The organism is Mycobacterium sp. TKK-01-0059, assembly GCF_000709305.1.
Taxonomy (GTDB): Bacteria; Actinomycetota; Actinomycetes; order Mycobacteriales; family Mycobacteriaceae; genus Mycobacterium; species Mycobacterium intracellulare.
The window spans coordinates 518,328-532,821 of the sequence record NZ_KL446993.1 but is presented as its reverse complement, the minus strand read 5'-3'; the positions used below and the strand labels follow the sequence as shown (position 1 = coordinate 532,821).

Sequence of the window (14,494 nt, the reverse complement as noted above, 5' to 3'; positions counted from 1 at the left end):
TCATGCCTTTCCGTTCGGTATCAGCATGGAGTCTCGTGGGTCGAACGGGCACCCGCCGCCCTCGACATGGGCGACGTATTCGTCGCGGAAGTACTGGATCGACGACATGACGGGGCTGGCGGCGCCATCGCCCAAGGCGCAGAACGCTTTACCCAAGATGGCGTCGGAGATGTCCAGCAGCTTGTCGAGGTCCTCGTGCGTGCCCGTGCCGGCCTCCAGCCGCTCGTAGATCTTGTCCAGCCAGAAGGTGCCCTCGCGACACGGCGTGCATTTGCCGCACGATTCGTGCTTGTAGAAGTACGTCCAGCGCTGCACCGCACGCACCACGCAGGTGGTTTCGTCGAAGATCTCCAGCGCCTTGGTGCCCAGCATTGAGCCGGCGCCGCCCACGCCCTCGTAGTCCAGCGGAACGTCGAGGTGCTCGTCGGTCAGCAGCGGGGTCGACGAGCCGCCGGGCGTCCAGAACTTCAGCCGGTGACCGGCCCGCACCCCGCCGGCGTAGGCGAGCAACTCCCGCAACGTGATTCCCAGCGGGGCCTCGTACTGCCCGGGGCGGGCGACGTGCCCGGACAGCGAATACAGCGTGAAGCCCGGGGATTTCTCGCTTCCCATCGAGCGGAACCAGTCCACGCCGTTGCCGATGATCGACGGCACGCTCGCGATGGTCTCGACGTTGTTGATCACCGTGGGGCAGCCGTACAGGCCGGCGACCGCGGGGAACGGCGGCCGCAGCCGCGGCTGGCCGCGTCGGCCTTCCAGCGAATCCAGCAGCGCGGTCTCCTCGCCGCAGATGTACGCGCCGGCGCCCGCGTGCACGACCAGTTCCAGATCGAATCCCGAGCCGTTGATGTCGCGGCCCAGGTATCCGGCGGCGTACGCCTCGGCCACCGCGTTCTGCAGGCGGCGCAGCACCGGCAGCACCTCGCCGCGCACATAGATGAACGCGTGGTTGGCCCGGATCGCGTAGGCGGCGATGATGACGCCCTCAACGAGGACGTGCGGTGTCGCCAGCATCAGCGGAATGTCTTTGCAGGTACCGGGTTCCGACTCGTCGGCGTTGACCACCAGGTAGTGCGGTTTGGCGGCCGCGCCGGTGTCGCCCTGCGGGATGAACGACCACTTGGTCCCGGTCGAGAAGCCCGCGCCGCCGCGCCCGCGCAGCCCGGAATCCTTCACCAGCCCGATCACCGCGTCCGGCTCCATCGCCAGCGCCTTCTTCATCGCCTCGTAGCCACCGTGCCGGCGGTAGGTCTCCAGCGTCCAGGACTCGGGGTCGTCCCAGAAGCGGCTGAGCACCGGAGTGAGCGGCGTGGCGCCGGACGTTTCGGAAGTGGTTGTCATTGCTGGCCTTCCGGCGCGCCGGGCGCCTGCATGCCGTGTTCCTTGGCTACCTTCAGGCCGGCCAGGGTCGCCGCACCGGCGCCTCCCTGCCCCTGGTCGGGCCGCTCGTCGGGCAGGCCGGCCAGGATGCGCGACGTCTCCCGAAAGGCGCACAGCGGCGCGCCGCGGGTGGGGGCCTTGGGCTCACCGGAACGCAGCGAGTCGACGAGTTCGCGCGCCGATTCGCAAGTCTGGTTGTCGAAGAACTCCCAGTTGACCATCACCACGGGCGCGTAGTCGCAGGCGGCGTTGCATTCGATGTGTTGCAGGGTGACCGATCCGTCGGCCGTCGTCTCGTCGTTGCCGATGCCCAAATGTTCTTTCAGGGCATCGAAAATGGCGTCGCCGCCCATGACCGCGCACAGCGTGTTGGTGCAGACGCCCACCAGGTAGTCGCCGGTGGGACCGCGGCGATACATGGTGTAGAAGCTCGCCACCGCGGACACCTCGGCCCCGCTGAGTCCCAGCTGCTCACCGCAGAACTCCAGGCCCGCCGGCGTCAGGTAGGAATCCTGCGCCTGCACCAGGTGCAGCAACGGCAGCAGCGCCGAGCGCTTCTCGGGGTAGCGGCCCATGATCTCCTTGGCGTCGACCTCCAGCCGGGCCCGCACCTCGGGCGGATACGACGTGGGCGCGCCCTCGACGACGAACGCGTTGGGCTCGTCCGGCGGCGGGCCGAGCCGGAGGAAGACCGGCTGTCCCTGCGGGCCGGTCACCGGTCCACCCCGCCCATGACCGGGTCGATGCTGGCGACCGAGGTGATCAGGTCGGCGACCAACCCGCCCTCGCACATCGCGGCGACCGACTGCAGGTTGGTGAAGGAGGGGTCTCGGTAATGCACTCGGTAGGGCCGGGTGCCGCCGTCGCTGACCATGTGCACGCCGAGCTCCCCGCGCGGCGACTCGACCGCGGTGTACACCTGGCCGGGCGGAACCCTGATGCCCTCGGTGACCAACTTGAAGTGGTGGATCAAGGCCTCCATCGAACCGCCCATGATCTTGGCGATGTGCTCCGGCGAGTTGCCCATGCCGTCGGGCCCCACCTTCAGGTCGGCCGGCCAGGCGATCTTGCGGTCCTCGACCATGGTCGGGCCGGGCTTCAGCTTGTCCAGACACTGCTCGACGATCTTGATCGACTCCCACATCTCGTTGACACGAATCATGTAGCGCCCGTAAGCATCACACGTGTCCTCGGTGATTACGTCGAATTCGTAGTTTTCATATCCGCAGTACGGTTCGCTCTTGCGCAGATCGTGCGGCAGCCCGGTGGCACGCAGGATCGGCCCGGTGATGCCCAGCGCCATGCACCCGGTCAGGTCCAGGTAGCCGACGTCCTGGGTGCGGGCCTTCCAGATCGCGTTCTCGTTGAGCAGACCGCTCATCTCGCGCAGCACTTCCCGCAGCGGTTCGAGGGCCTCGGCGATCTCGGTCTGCGCGTTCGGCGGCAGGTCCTGGGCCACGCCGCCGGGCCGGATGTAGTTGCTGTTCATCCGCAAGCCGGTGATCGATTCGAACAGGGTCAGCACGATCTCGCGGCCCCGGAAACCGACGAACATCGGGGTCATGGCGCCCAGTTCCATGCCGCCGGTGGCCAAGGCCACCAGGTGCGACGAAATCCGGTTGAGCTCCATCATCAACACCCGGATGACATCGACGCGCTCGGGTATCTGGTCGGTGATGCCGAGCAGCTTCTCCACGCCCAGGCAGTAGGCGGTCTCGTTGAAAAACGGTGCGAGGTAATCCATCCGGGTCACGAAGGTGACACCCTGGGTCCAGTAGCGGTATTCGAGGTTCTTTTCGATGCCGGTGTGCAGGTACCCGATCCCGCAGCGGGCGTCGGTGACCGTCTCGCCCTCGATTTCCAGGATCAGCCGCAGCACCCCGTGCGTGGACGGGTGCTGGGGCCCCATGTTGACGACGATGCGTTCGCCGGGATCGGCGTTGCGGGCGGCTTCGACGACCTTGTCCCAGTCCTGGCCGCCGGCGACCACGAGTGTCTCGCCGGCGCCGTCGTGCGTCGATTCGGTGGTGGTGCTCATCAGTTGTACGCTCTCCGCTCGTCGGGCGGGGGTATCTGTGCGCCTTTGTATTCGACGGGAATTCCGCCGAGGGGGTAGTCCTTGCGCTGCGGATGTCCGTGCCAGTCGTCGGGCATTTCGATGCGGGTCAGCGACGGGTGACCGTCGAAGATGATGCCGAAGAAGTCGTAGGTCTCACGCTCGTGCCAGTCGGTGGTCGGATAGATGCCGAACAGCGACGGGATGCGCGGATCATCGTCGGGCGCAGACACTTCCAGGCGGACGCGGCGGTTGTGCGTGATCGATTGCAGCGGATAAACCGCGTGCAGTTCGCGGTCGGCCTCGTGCGGGTAGTGCACCCCGCTGACGCCCAGGCACATTTCGAAGCGCAGTTGCGGTTCGTCGCGAAGGCGCTGGGCGACCTGCGGCAGCGCCTCCCGGCGCACATGCAAGGTGAGCTCGTTGCGGTACACCACCACTTTTTCGATCGCGTCCGTGAATTCGACGCCACCCTTTTTCAGGGCCTCGGCCAGTCCGTCGACGAGCTCGTCGAAGTAGCCGCCGTAGGGCCGCGGGCTGCTGCCCGGAAGCAGGACTTCGCGCACCAGCCGGCCGTAGCCGGACGTGTCACCCGAGCCTTGGACGCCGAACATTCCGCGGCGTACGTCGATGACTTCTTCGTCGGCGCGGCCGATCGCCTCGTGAGGATCCTGATTCGGCGAACTCATCGGAGCAGTCCGCGCATCTCGATGGTGGGCCGGGCCGACAGCGCCGCCTGCTCGGCCTCGGCGATGGCGTCTTCCCTGTTGACGCCCAGCGGCATCTCCTGAATCTTCTCGTGCAGCTTCAGGATTGCGTACAGCAGCATCTCCGGCCGTGGCGGGCATCCGGGCAGGTAGATGTCCACCGGGACCACGTGATCCACGCCCTGGACGATCGCGTAGTTGTTGAACATTCCGCCCGACGACGCGCACACGCCCATGGCGAGCACCCATTTCGGCTCGGCCATCTGGTCGTAGATCTGCCGCAACACCGGTGCCATCTTCTGGCTGACCCGGCCGGCGACGATCATCAGATCGGCCTGCCGGGGGGTGGCCGAGAAGCGTTCCATGCCGAACCGCGCGATGTCGAATCTTGGCCCGGCGGTTGCCATCATCTCGATGGCGCAGCAGGCCAACCCGAATGTCGCCGGCCACAGCGAGTTCTTGCGGACATAGCCCGCCACCTTCTCGACCGTGGACAGCAGAATCCCGCCGGGCAGCTGTTCCTCAAGACCCACGTTTTACCTCAATCCCACGTCAGGCCGCCGCGGCGCCACACGTAGGCGTAGGCCACGAAGACCGTGAGCATGAACACGACCATTTCGACCAGAGCAAACGTGCCCAACGCGTCGTAGCTGACCGCCCACGGATACAGGAACACGATTTCGATGTCGAAGACGATGAACAGCATCGCGGTCAGGTAGTACTTCACCGGAAACCGCTGTCCTGCCGTCGCATGCGGCCCGCTCACCGAGGTCTCGGTGGGTTCGATCCCACACTCGTAGGCCGCCATCTTCGACTTGTTGAACCGTGACGGGCCCGCCAGGCTCGCGATCACCACCGAGCCCACGGCAAAGGCCGCGGCGATCGCACCGAGCACCAGGATGGGTATGTAGACGTTCAATTCGCTCCATGATCCGTCGTACGAGCCGCCTGCAGCGGCCAGGCGGTAACCGGGCTGCTGTGACGAACTGGGTCTGGAGCCCGTCACAGTGATCTTCAACATAGCGTCGCGGCGCGCGGTGCGCTTGCCCGGGGTGGGCGTTTTGCACTATTGGGGGGCCGCGCGCGTGCTGTGCTGCGCGAACTCGGACCGGCGCCGGTGGTCAGAACCGCCGCAGGCGGTCAGCGGAAGGCAAAAGCCGCGGCAACGCCGCGGCTAGGAGAAAGTCAGCGAACCGGGGTCCGCAGCAAATTGAGGACCGTGCGGCCCAGCAGGATGGGGTCGATGGGATGTGGCACCGCACCCTCGGCGCGCGACCAGGACGCCAGCCACGCGTCGTCGGGACGCCCGGTGAGCACCACCAGCGGCGGGCAGGTCTCGAGTTCGTCTTTGAGCTGTTTCGCGATTCCCATGCCGCCCGTCGGGGTGGCTTCGCCGTCCAGGATGGCCAAGTCGATGCCGCCCTCGTCCATCGTCCGCACCACCATCGGACCGGTCGCCACCTCGACATAGCTCAACTCGGGCAAATCCGGGTGCAGCTGCTTGCCGAGCGCGCGCATCACCCGTTCGCGGGTTTGGGCGTTGCTGCTGTAGACGAGGATCCGCAGGGCGACGCTGGACTGGGGGAGGCTGTCGGACACGGTGCAGATGCTACTGGGGTCGCTGCGGGTTTATCGCCGGTGCCCGCAGAAATCTCATCGCGATTCGCGCACGAAGATGGCTTCCGCCGCCGCGGTCACCGTCGGGCCGATCATGCCGAGCCGGTTCCAACCCAGGTCGAACCGGGCACGATCGAGCGTGGTCTCGCCGGCGACGCGGACCGAGCCGTCGTCGAGTTCGGAGATCGTGACGGGCAGCGGCAGCTCCGCGGTGATGCCCTTGACGGTGAAGTTGGCCCGAACGTTGGCGGCCTTGCCTTTGGGAGGGCCCTGAGTGGGGCGCAGCGCGGTGACGACGACGCTGATCTCGGGAAAGCGGTCCACGTCGAAGAAGTCCGCCGAGCGCAGGTGTTTGTCGCGGCGGCCGATCCCGGTGTCCAGCGAGGCGGCCCGGATGTCGACGCGCCCGAAAACCGCTCCCTTGCCGGTCAGTTGGCCGTCGCCGGTGAAGTCGGTGAAGCGGCCCTTGACGTTGACGAGCCCCCACATGTTGCGGACCTTGAACGTGATGGCCGAGCGATCCGGGACCAGGTTCCACCCGCCGGCGAGGTCGGGATCGTGAAGCAGTGTCTCCAAAGTCGTCATCGTCACCCCCATGTCTGGTGGCGAATCTAGTCTCAATCCAGCAACGGCGCGATCCCGGCGGGGTCGAAATATTCGTCGATGCGCTCGATCCGGCCGTCGGTGTTCACCCGGATCACGATGCACACGCGCAGCGAGATCGATTGCGCCGCATGCCCGGTCGCGTGCAGGACGTGCTGCTGGACGAAGCCCTGAGCGGTCCCGTCGTCGAAGAGCTGCCGGTCGAGAATTTCGTAGCGGCGCTGCGTGGTCGCGCCGATGAACCACTCGATGACCCGCATCGCGCGGGCCTTGTCGTCCGTTTTGAGGGGGTCGCGGCGCGAGCCGACGCGCCATACCGCGATGTCGTCGCTCCACATCGCGCCGACCGCCGCGACATCGCCTCGCTCGATCGCCGTGAACAAGCGGTCGGCGGCCTCGATGACCGTTTCTGCGCGGGACGCGGGCATGGCGGTGGCTCCTATTCGCTGTCGTATCCGGGGTGGGCGACGGCGAGCCGGCGCCGTACCAGGGTGCGCAGGCAGGCCGTGACGTCGGCCGCCCGGTCGTCCATCTCGCCGGACCGGATCGCGGCGGCCAGCTGGTCCTCGTCGGCGACACCCAGGCCGGCCAGCGCCGCACGGGATTCGGCCTCGCTGTCGTCGAGCAGTTCGCGCTCGACGATGCGCAGGGCGTTGGCCGCCACCCTGGCGTGAAAGTTGACCTGGCCGTCGGTCGCCGCGCGCACGTCGGTCTCCAGGAATTCGGCCACCGCGGCCACGAGTTCGGCCGCCCGCGGGCGGCCGTACGCGCCGGTCATGGCTGCGCCCGGCCCCGATTGCCCGCCTCCTCCTCGCGCCGCCGCGGGGCGCGCATCGTCGGCGGGCGCGAGCAGGTTGAGCAAGTCCCACTCGGTCTCGCAGACGCGGCGCCCGATGGTGGCCAGCTCGACCGAGCGGTGCTGACCGCTCAGATGCCGTTCCGCCTGGAATCGGCAGATGACACCCCAGCGCAGCGTGGTCAGCACCAGCCACCAGTGAAACGCCACCCGGTCGACGGTAGTCGCGCCGGACTGCTCATAGGCCCGCAGGAAGCTCTCGATGCTGCCGAGGCCGCCGGCGCCCAGGCTGGCCGGGGCGCCGAATCGCCAGGCCCGGATGCAGAACCACGCCAGGTCTTCGTACGCCTGGCCGACGTGCACAAGTTCCCAATCCAGCACGGCGGCAAGGTCGGATCCGTCGACGATGAGGTTGCCCATCCGGAAGTCGCCGTGCACCAGCACCGCCGGCGTCGGGTCGGGCCGGTTTGCGGCCAGCCAGCGAAACCCCCATTCGAAGGTGGCGGTGGTGTCGCCCATGTCGTCGAGGCGCCGGCGCCATTCGTCGAGCTGGTCCTCGTGTGCCAGGCCCGGGCCGTGTGGGTCGGCGCGGTGAATGGCGGCCGCCGCCTGCGCGCACTGCCGCAGCAATCGGGCGCGGCCGGCGTGCCCGTCACCGGCGTCGAGCCGGCGTTGGATGCGCCGCACGATGGTCTCGCCCTTGATCTCATCGCAGATAAGAAACGGATTACCCAGTGCCGCAGGCGAATCGTCGGCGATCAGGACGTGGGGGACCGGAGCGCCGGCGGCCGCGGCGGCGGCCTGGGACCGGGCCTCGAGTTCCATGCCGGCATGCACGTCGTCGGGTGGACCGGTGCGCAGGATCAGCGAGCGGCGTTGCGCGCCGGTCACCGCCTCGAACGCCCAGGTGGTTCTGCTGGCGCCGCCGGTCAGCGCGCGCAGGTTCTCGACCGCCGTGTCGGCGCCGATGGCCGACGTGAGCACGGCGGCGAGTTTGGCCGGCAGCTGTGCCGACTCGTCGTCGTGCATCATTTTCGGCCGAAGTTGAACAGCCGCTGCGCCACCCGGCGAATCTGGATCTCTTCGGCGCCCTCGGTGATCCGGTAACGACGGTGGTGTCGGTAGATGTGCTCGAACGGCTCGTGCCGGCTGTACCCGAGGCCGCCGAAGATCTGCATGGCGCGATCGGCGGCGTCGCAGACCAGGCGATTGGCGCGGTAATTCGCCATCGACACCGTGTCGGAGACCTCCATGTGGTGGTCGCGGTCCAGATGCCAGGCGGCGTATTGGACCAGTAGGCGCACCATCTGCGCTTCGGTCTGCAACTCGGCCAGCGGCCACTGCACCGCCTGGTTGACCGACAGCGGCTTGCCGAACACCGTTCGGCCGCCGGCGTATTCGGCGGCGCGGTCGATGCAGTATTGCGCGGCGCCCAGGCTGCTGGCCGCCTGCCGAATCCTGTTCTCGTGCAGGAAGGTTTGCGCCACCTCCAGGCCGCGATCCACCTCGCCGAGCACCGCGTCCGCGGGCACCCGAACGTCGGTCAGCTCGACCTCGCCGTGGTCGGTGGGCATGTTGAACGTCCACCAGTAGTAGGGAACCTCGAACCCCGGCGTATCGGTCGGCACCAGAAACGCGGTGATTCCGCGTGCGCCGCCGGGCTCCCCGGAGGTGCGTGCGAAGACCAGGTCGTGGGTGGCGCGGTGCACGCCGGTGTTGAACCGTTTGGAGCCGTTGATCACCCAGTCCTCGCCGTCACGTTCGGCGTGTGTTTCCAGCCAGGTGGCATCCGAGCCGTGCTTGGGCTCGGTCAATCCGAACGCCATCGAACGTTCCCCGGTGATCAGCGCTTCCGACCACACCCGGCGTTGCTCGTCGGTGCCGAAGCGCTCTATCATGATCACCTGCGGGAAGTTCCCGACGATCGACGACTCGTTCTGCAGGTCGTTGTGCAGGCCAAGTCCCTTGCGCGCCAGGTGTTCCCGGATGACGGCCATGTCGACGTTGCTGCCGTCGCGGCCGCCGAGCGAGGCCGGCAGGCCGTAGCGCAGCCAGCCCGCCTTGTCGGCGCGCCTGCGCATCTCGGCGAGCAGGTCCTCCCACTCGCGGGTGGGAATGCCGTCGTTGTCCCAATCGGTGCGCGCGTGCTCGCGGCGCTGGTCGAAATACTGGATGTTCTCGCGTTCCAGCGGTTTGATCTCGGCCTCGATGAACTCGTCCATCTCGGCGAGCACACCCGGAAGGTGCTCGGGCAGCGTGAAATCCATGGTTTCTCCTTATGCGCCGTACAGGGTTCTCTTCCAGATCGTCGACAGCGTGGCGATGGCGTCCTTGTCGCTGATCTTGATGCCCAGGTTGGAGGGACCGACGAACACGGTGGTGAAGTTCTCGAACAGCAGCGCGATGGCCGCCGCAGTGTGTTCGGGGTTCAATTCGGCGCCGTAGCCCTGCTCCTGGGCGCGGCGCACCGAGGCCGCCACGAGATCGATGCCCAATCGCCGGAATTCGTTCTGCACGGCGGCGAACCGGCGCTGGGTGGCGGCCAGCTGGGCCACCGCGATCATGATCCCGATGTTCTGCTTGAACATGTTCCAGTAGCCGGTGACCACCGAGGTGAAAAAGGCGTCGTCGTCGGCTGCGTCGGGCAGGTGAACACTGGCCCCCGACGGCGTCACCACCTCGTGCAGGAACGATTTCGCCAGCGCCGCCAGCAGGTCTTCCTTGTCGGTGAAGTAGCGGTAGAACACCGCCGGCGATTTCCCGGCGGCCGACGTGATGTCGGCCACCGTGGTGCCGTGAAAGCCCCGTTCGGCGAACAGTTTACGGGCGGCCTGCTCGATGGCCTGCCTGGTTTGGCGGCCTTTGGCGGTCAGCTCGCGGGTTGCCTCCGGGGCGGACATCAATTCTGTATCCGGTCGCCGGCGCGCAGCAGGGAGCTCGGTAAATCGTGGCCCACCAACGACTTCGCCACGGCGGCCGCGGCGATGGCGGCTTGCAGGTCGACGTCGACGTCGATACCGCTGTCGCGCAGCAGATACACCAGGTCCTCGGTGGCGATGTTGCCCGTGGCGCCGGGGGCGAACGGGCAGCCGCCCAGCCCGCCGACCGAGGCGTCCAGCCGGGTCACCCCGGCGGTGACCGCGGCGTAGGCGCTGGCCAGTCCGGAGCCGCGGGTGTTGTGGAAGTGGCCGCCCAGCGGCATGTCCCCGATGACCGGACGCAGTTGCGCGATCAGCGAACTCACGCGGCCCGGGGTGGTGGTGCCGATGGTGTCGGCGATCGACAGCCGGTCGGCGCCGCGCTCGCGTGCGGCCGCGGCGATGTCGAGCACCCGCTGCGGCGAGGTGGGGCCTTCGAACGGCGAATCCCACGCCGTGGCGATGACGACCTCGACGGTGACAGGGACGCCGGTGGGGCCGTCGTGCGCGATCGCGACGATCTCGTCGATCTGGTTGGTCGCTTCCGCGCTGGTGCGCCCGACGTTGGCCTTGCTGAAGGTGTCGTCGGCGGCCACCACGTACTCGATGGAGCGCAGCCCCGCCGCGACGGCCCGCCTGGCCCCGTTGGGGCTGGCGACCAGGGCGGAGAATTCGATGTCGGGGTAGTCGTGCAGGTGGGCGGCGAGTTCGGCGGCGTCGGCCATCGACGGCACCTTCGTCGGGGAGACGAACGCGGTGGCCTCCACCTCGCGGACGCCGGTGGCCGCCACCGCGGCCAGCAGTTCGAGCTTGGCCGACAACGGGATTGGCGCCTCGATCTGCAGGCCGTCGCGCAGGGCTACTTCCCGAATCTGGACATGCTGGGTGGTCATAGCACCTCCTGGGCCCGCAGCTCGTCGAGCTCCTCGGCGGTCTTGCCGAGCAACCCGACGTAGACGTCGTCGTTGTGTTCGCCCGGACGCGCCGGACCGGCGTTGCGCAGCCGGCCCGGAGATTCCGAGAGCACCGGAACGATGCCGGGTCCGAGGACATTGCGCCGCAACCGCTCGTCGTAGTGCTCGACCAGCATGTCGCGGGCCCGCAGCTGCGGGTCGTTGACGACCTCGGCGACCGTGTTGATGGGACCCGCGATCACCCCTGCGGCGGAAAGGGTTTCGATGATCTCGCCCGGCTGGCGTTCGGCCGCCCAGCTGCCGATGATGTTGTCGAGCTCGTCCTGGTTGCGGCCGCGCGCGACGTGCGTGGCGAACCGGTCGTCGGTGGCCAGCTCCGGGCGCCCCATGGCCTTGCACAGCCGCGCGAAGACGGTGTCCTGGTTGGCGGCGATCACCACCCACGAGCCGTCGGCGCTGCGGTAGATGTTGGACGGGGCGATGCCCTCGAGCCGGGTGCCCGACGGTCCGCGCACCACGCCGCCGACGTCGTAGTCGGGGATCGTGGATTCCTGGACGGCCAAACAGGATTCGGTGAGCGCGACGTCGACCACCTGGCCGCGCCCGGTCACGCTGCGGCGGTACAGCGCGGCCAGCGCTCCCTGGGCGCCGAACATGCCCGCGAGGCTGTCGCCGAGCGAGAGCGCCAGCCGGGGTGGTGGGCCGCCAGGGAAGCCGTTGAGGTGTCGCAGTCCGCTGGCCGCCTCGGCGACCGACGCGTAACCGGCCTTGGACGCGTCGGGTCCGGTCTGTCCGTAACCGGACACGCGCACCAGGATGATGCCGGGGTTGCGCTCGGACAGCACGTCGTAGCCCAGGTTCCACTTCTCCAGGGTGCCCGGGCGGAAGTTCTCCACCACGATGTCGGATTTCTCGACGAGCTCGCAGAACAGTTCGCGGCCCTGGGGGTGGCGCAGGTCGAGGGTGATGGCTCGTTTGTTGCGGGCGTGCACCGTCCAGAAGACGTGCTGCCCGTCGACTTCGGCCTGGCCCCAGGTGCGCAACGGGTCCGGGGCCTTGGGTAGTTCCACCTTGATGACGTCGGCGCCCATGTCGCCCAGCAGCCGCCCGGCGAACGGGCCGGCGATCAGGGTGCCCAGTTCGAGCACCCGGACGCCGTCCAGCGGACCAGTGGGAATCACTCGGCGCTCGCGAAGTCGTGCCGGACCAGCCAGTCCGTGACGATGGTGACCGCCGTGCGCAGCGCGTCGCGCTGGTCGGGTCCCGCGTAATAGTGTGTGGCGCCGGGGATTTCGTGTATCTCCTTGTCGGGGTGTCCGATCGCTTCGAAAAGCCGCCGGGTGTGGCTGGGTGTGCACGCGTCGTCGGCCAGGTTACCGATCACCAGCGCCGGGATCGCGATGTCTGGGCCGCAGGACACCGCGTCGCCGCGGGCGTCGTCGTAACTCCACTGCGAGAGCCAGCCGCGCAACGTCGAGAACCGGGCCAACCCGACGGGGCTCATGTTCACCACTTGAGGATCCCCCAGGTAGCACGTCCCAGGGGCGCGTTCGTTGGGATCGACGGTCGGGTCCAGCCATCGCGGGTCGGCCATGGTGCCGTGCACGACGAACCCGAACTCGTCGTCCGGCCGGCCGGCGGCCTTCAGCTCGGCCAACTTGTCTTTGACCCACGCCGTGATGCGGCGGTTGCGGTCGACCTGCGCCTGCCGGTACCGGGCCAGGAATTCCTGGCTGTAGGGCGGCTGGTTGGGGTTGTCCGGGTTGTACAGGTCCAGCTCGGGATCGCGCTTGGTGGGGTCGGATTCGTCGAGGATCGACGCGTCCAGCCATTCGGTCAGCGTGCCGTGCCGGCTGATGTGCGCGGCCAGCAGCATGATGCCGTCGGCGGCGGGCAGGTCGAGTTTGGTCAGGTCGGGGCCGTCACCGGTCGGACTGGAGGTGATCGTCGGATTCTGCGCCTGCTGCTGGTAGAACACCGACAGCGAACCTCCGCCACTCCACCCGGCCAGCACCACCTTGGAGTAGCCCAGCCGTTTCTTGGCGTCCTTGATGCACTCGCCGAGGTCCTCGACCACCTTCTCCATCAGCAGCGCTGAGTCGGTGCCGCGGAAGCGGCTGTTGCAGTAGATGACGTGATGACCGGCGCGGGCCAGGGCATTGATCATCGGCAGGTAGGCGCCACCGCCGATCGGGTGCATGAACACCAGCACGGTGTCCGACGGATTGTCCTTGGGCTTGAGCAGGTAGCTTTCCAGCACGGTGATCTCGGCCAGGCCGCCGTAGACGTCCCGGACACCGGAATTGTTCTGGAAGGCAACGAGATAGGGGATGCGGTCGTACTCGTGCTTCTTGGGTTTCACCGGCGTGGTCATCAATGTTGTCCTAGGTCGTGGGCGAGTATTTCCGCCGACGGGGTCAGCCGGCGGCGGGTGTCGATGGCGATCACCTGCCAGTCGACGCGGGAGTATTCGTCGAACTTGCGGCGCGCCCGTTCCCGCGCCTTCTCCGGTGCCCCGTGGTGAACCCCTTGCGGCGCATGCGAAATCAAACCGGGCGGCATCGGGATGCCGTAGAGCGATCCGCCGTGGAAGAAGGCGATCTCGTCGTAGTCGACGTTGCGGTGATACCACGGTGTGCGCTCGGTGCCCGGGACGCCCTCGGCGGGCTTGGGCAGGAAGTTCATCACGTAGACGCCGGTGGCCTGCATGAACAGATGCACGGTCGGAGGCAGGTGGACGCTGTCGGAGGTGACGACGTTGTAGTCGGAGATGTTGAACGTGAACGCGAAGTTGTCGCCGCGCCAGCCCTCGACGTCGAGCGGATTGTGTTGGTAGAACAGCGTTGTCGGACCGCCCTCGTGGATCAGCCGGACCTCGTACTCGCCGCCGGATGCGTCGTCGTCGGCGGGGACCGGCTCGGGGATGACGACCTGCGACGGGTCGAAGGGGAAGTGGCGGCCGAGCGCGCCGGGCGGCGGTATCCGAAACTCGTCGCGGGCCTCGATCATCAGCATCGTCGTCGCGGTATCGGGGCGCTGGCGCCAGGTGCACGCCTTAGGGATGTACAGCCAGTCGCCCTCCCGATAGCGCAGCGGCCCGAACTCCGTCTCGGCCAGACCGCTGCCCTGGTGGACGAAGCACAACAGGTCGCCGTCGACGTGACGAGCGAAGAACGGCATCGGCTCATGGCGACGGCTCAACAGAATTCGGCAGTCGTCGTTGCGGAACATCAGCAGCGGCCCGCCGCCCGCGTCCGTGGCGTCGCCGGGCTTGAGCTCGCTGGACAGCACGTCGAGGGGGCGCAGCGGGCCGACCGACCGGTAGGCGGTGGGATCGTTGCGCCGGTAGAGGTTGGCGGTGCGGCCGGTGAATCCGCCGCGGCCCAGCTCGTCGTCCTTGAGCCCGTCAAGATCGGCATGAAGCCGGCGTGGCGTCTTCCCTTTCCGCAGGTGCACAAAGGATTCCATGGACGGCTCCTCGGATGGGCCAAGCTCGGCGGTCA

At 67.8% G+C, this 14,494-nt stretch carries 16 protein-coding genes; all 16 read right to left on the bottom strand.

The annotated features are described in order from the left end of the window. The 16 genes from nuoF to K883_RS02695 all read right to left on the bottom strand — a co-directional run bounded on the left by nuoF (position 1) and on the right by K883_RS02695 (position 14,459). A complete protein-coding gene (gene nuoF / locus K883_RS02770) occupies positions 1–1,341 on the bottom strand; it encodes an NADH-quinone oxidoreductase subunit NuoF (RefSeq protein ID WP_008259446.1) in 1,341 nt (446 codons plus the stop codon). Continuing rightward, positions 1,338–2,096 (bottom strand): NADH-quinone oxidoreductase subunit NuoE, encoded by a 759-nt coding sequence (gene nuoE, locus K883_RS02765; RefSeq protein WP_008259440.1) that lies wholly within the window; start codon positions 2,094–2,096, stop codon positions 1,338–1,340. The genes nuoF and nuoE overlap by 4 nt, the downstream gene beginning before the upstream one ends. Next, positions 2,093–3,418 carry an NADH dehydrogenase (quinone) subunit D gene (gene nuoD / locus K883_RS02760; RefSeq protein ID WP_008259439.1) on the bottom strand — a complete coding sequence of 442 codons (1,326 nt, stop codon included), beginning with the start codon at positions 3,416–3,418 and terminating at the stop codon, positions 2,093–2,095. Before nuoD ends, nuoE begins: the two co-directional genes overlap by 4 nt. Continuing rightward, positions 3,418–4,125: an NADH-quinone oxidoreductase subunit C gene (locus tag K883_RS02755; RefSeq protein WP_008259438.1), complete on the bottom strand. Its 708-nt coding sequence runs from the start codon at positions 4,123–4,125 to the stop codon at positions 3,418–3,420. The genes nuoD and K883_RS02755 overlap by 1 nt, the downstream gene beginning before the upstream one ends. Next, positions 4,122–4,676, bottom strand: coding sequence for a NuoB/complex I 20 kDa subunit family protein (locus tag K883_RS02750; protein WP_008259437.1), 555 nt, complete (start codon positions 4,674–4,676; stop codon positions 4,122–4,124). Before K883_RS02750 ends, K883_RS02755 begins: the two co-directional genes overlap by 4 nt. 8 nt (positions 4,677–4,684) lie before the next feature. Next, positions 4,685–5,062 carry an NADH-quinone oxidoreductase subunit A gene (locus K883_RS02745; protein ID WP_008259436.1) on the bottom strand — a complete coding sequence of 126 codons (378 nt, stop codon included), beginning with the start codon at positions 5,060–5,062 and terminating at the stop codon, positions 4,685–4,687. Positions 5,063–5,328: 266 nt separating this feature from the next. Further along, positions 5,329–5,742 carry an Rv3143 family two-component system response regulator gene (locus K883_RS02740; protein WP_008259435.1) on the bottom strand — a complete coding sequence of 138 codons (414 nt, stop codon included), beginning with the start codon at positions 5,740–5,742 and terminating at the stop codon, positions 5,329–5,331. 54 nt (positions 5,743–5,796) lie between these two features. Next, positions 5,797–6,345: a YceI family protein gene (locus K883_RS02735; protein ID WP_170320606.1), complete on the bottom strand. Its 549-nt coding sequence runs from the start codon at positions 6,343–6,345 to the stop codon at positions 5,797–5,799. A 32-nt stretch (positions 6,346–6,377) separates the two neighbouring features. Beyond that, positions 6,378–6,791 (bottom strand): nuclear transport factor 2 family protein, encoded by a 414-nt coding sequence (locus K883_RS02730; RefSeq protein ID WP_008259430.1) that lies wholly within the window; start codon positions 6,789–6,791, stop codon positions 6,378–6,380. Between the two features lie 11 nt (positions 6,792–6,802). Then, the gene (locus K883_RS02725; RefSeq protein WP_020823312.1) at positions 6,803–8,191 is read right to left on the bottom strand and encodes a phosphotransferase family protein; all 1,389 of its coding nucleotides are present in this window, start codon (positions 8,189–8,191) and stop codon (positions 6,803–6,805) included. Next, positions 8,188–9,426: an acyl-CoA dehydrogenase family protein gene (locus K883_RS02720; RefSeq protein WP_008259425.1), complete on the bottom strand. Its 1,239-nt coding sequence runs from the start codon at positions 9,424–9,426 to the stop codon at positions 8,188–8,190. The genes K883_RS02725 and K883_RS02720 overlap by 4 nt, the downstream gene beginning before the upstream one ends. Positions 9,427–9,435: 9 nt before the next feature. Further along, positions 9,436–10,059, bottom strand: a complete 624-nt coding sequence (locus tag K883_RS02715; protein WP_008259423.1) for a TetR/AcrR family transcriptional regulator — start codon at positions 10,057–10,059, stop codon at positions 9,436–9,438. Next, entirely contained in the window at positions 10,059–10,970 is a 912-nt protein-coding gene (locus K883_RS02710) for a hydroxymethylglutaryl-CoA lyase (protein WP_008259421.1), read from the bottom strand. The genes K883_RS02715 and K883_RS02710 overlap by 1 nt, the downstream gene beginning before the upstream one ends. After that, positions 10,967–12,172, bottom strand: coding sequence for a CaiB/BaiF CoA transferase family protein (locus K883_RS02705; protein ID WP_008259419.1), 1,206 nt, complete (start codon positions 12,170–12,172; stop codon positions 10,967–10,969). The genes K883_RS02710 and K883_RS02705 overlap by 4 nt, the downstream gene beginning before the upstream one ends. Beyond that, entirely contained in the window at positions 12,169–13,365 is a 1,197-nt protein-coding gene (locus K883_RS02700) for an alpha/beta hydrolase family protein (protein ID WP_008259417.1), read from the bottom strand. Before K883_RS02700 ends, K883_RS02705 begins: the two co-directional genes overlap by 4 nt. After that, entirely contained in the window at positions 13,365–14,459 is a 1,095-nt protein-coding gene (locus tag K883_RS02695; protein ID WP_008259415.1) for a homogentisate 1,2-dioxygenase, read from the bottom strand. The genes K883_RS02700 and K883_RS02695 overlap by 1 nt, the downstream gene beginning before the upstream one ends. Positions 14,460–14,494 lie beyond the last annotated feature (35 nt).

What these genes read in the sequence shown, in the direction of transcription:
- nuoF (WP_008259446.1), bottom strand. Translation starts at nt 1,341, where the DNA reads ATGACAACCACTTCCGAAACGTCCGGCGCCACGCCGCTCACTCCGGTG.
- nuoD (WP_008259439.1), bottom strand. Translation starts at nt 3,418, where the DNA reads ATGAGCACCACCACCGAATCGACGCACGACGGCGCCGGCGAGACACTC.
- K883_RS02755 (WP_008259438.1), bottom strand. Translation starts at nt 4,125, where the DNA reads ATGAGTTCGCCGAATCAGGATCCTCACGAGGCGATCGGCCGCGCCGAC.
- K883_RS02735 (WP_170320606.1), bottom strand. Translation starts at nt 6,345, where the DNA reads ATGACGACTTTGGAGACACTGCTTCACGATCCCGACCTCGCCGGCGGG.
- K883_RS02730 (WP_008259430.1), bottom strand. Translation starts at nt 6,791, where the DNA reads ATGCCCGCGTCCCGCGCAGAAACGGTCATCGAGGCCGCCGACCGCTTG.
- K883_RS02725 (WP_020823312.1), bottom strand. Translation starts at nt 8,191, where the DNA reads ATGATGCACGACGACGAGTCGGCACAGCTGCCGGCCAAACTCGCCGCC.
- K883_RS02720 (WP_008259425.1), bottom strand. Translation starts at nt 9,426, where the DNA reads ATGGATTTCACGCTGCCCGAGCACCTTCCGGGTGTGCTCGCCGAGATG.
- K883_RS02715 (WP_008259423.1), bottom strand. Translation starts at nt 10,059, where the DNA reads ATGTCCGCCCCGGAGGCAACCCGCGAGCTGACCGCCAAAGGCCGCCAA.
- K883_RS02710 (WP_008259421.1), bottom strand. Translation starts at nt 10,970, where the DNA reads ATGACCACCCAGCATGTCCAGATTCGGGAAGTAGCCCTGCGCGACGGC.
- K883_RS02700 (WP_008259417.1), bottom strand. Translation starts at nt 13,365, where the DNA reads ATGACCACGCCGGTGAAACCCAAGAAGCACGAGTACGACCGCATCCCC.
- K883_RS02695 (WP_008259415.1), bottom strand. Translation starts at nt 14,459, where the DNA reads ATGGAATCCTTTGTGCACCTGCGGAAAGGGAAGACGCCACGCCGGCTT.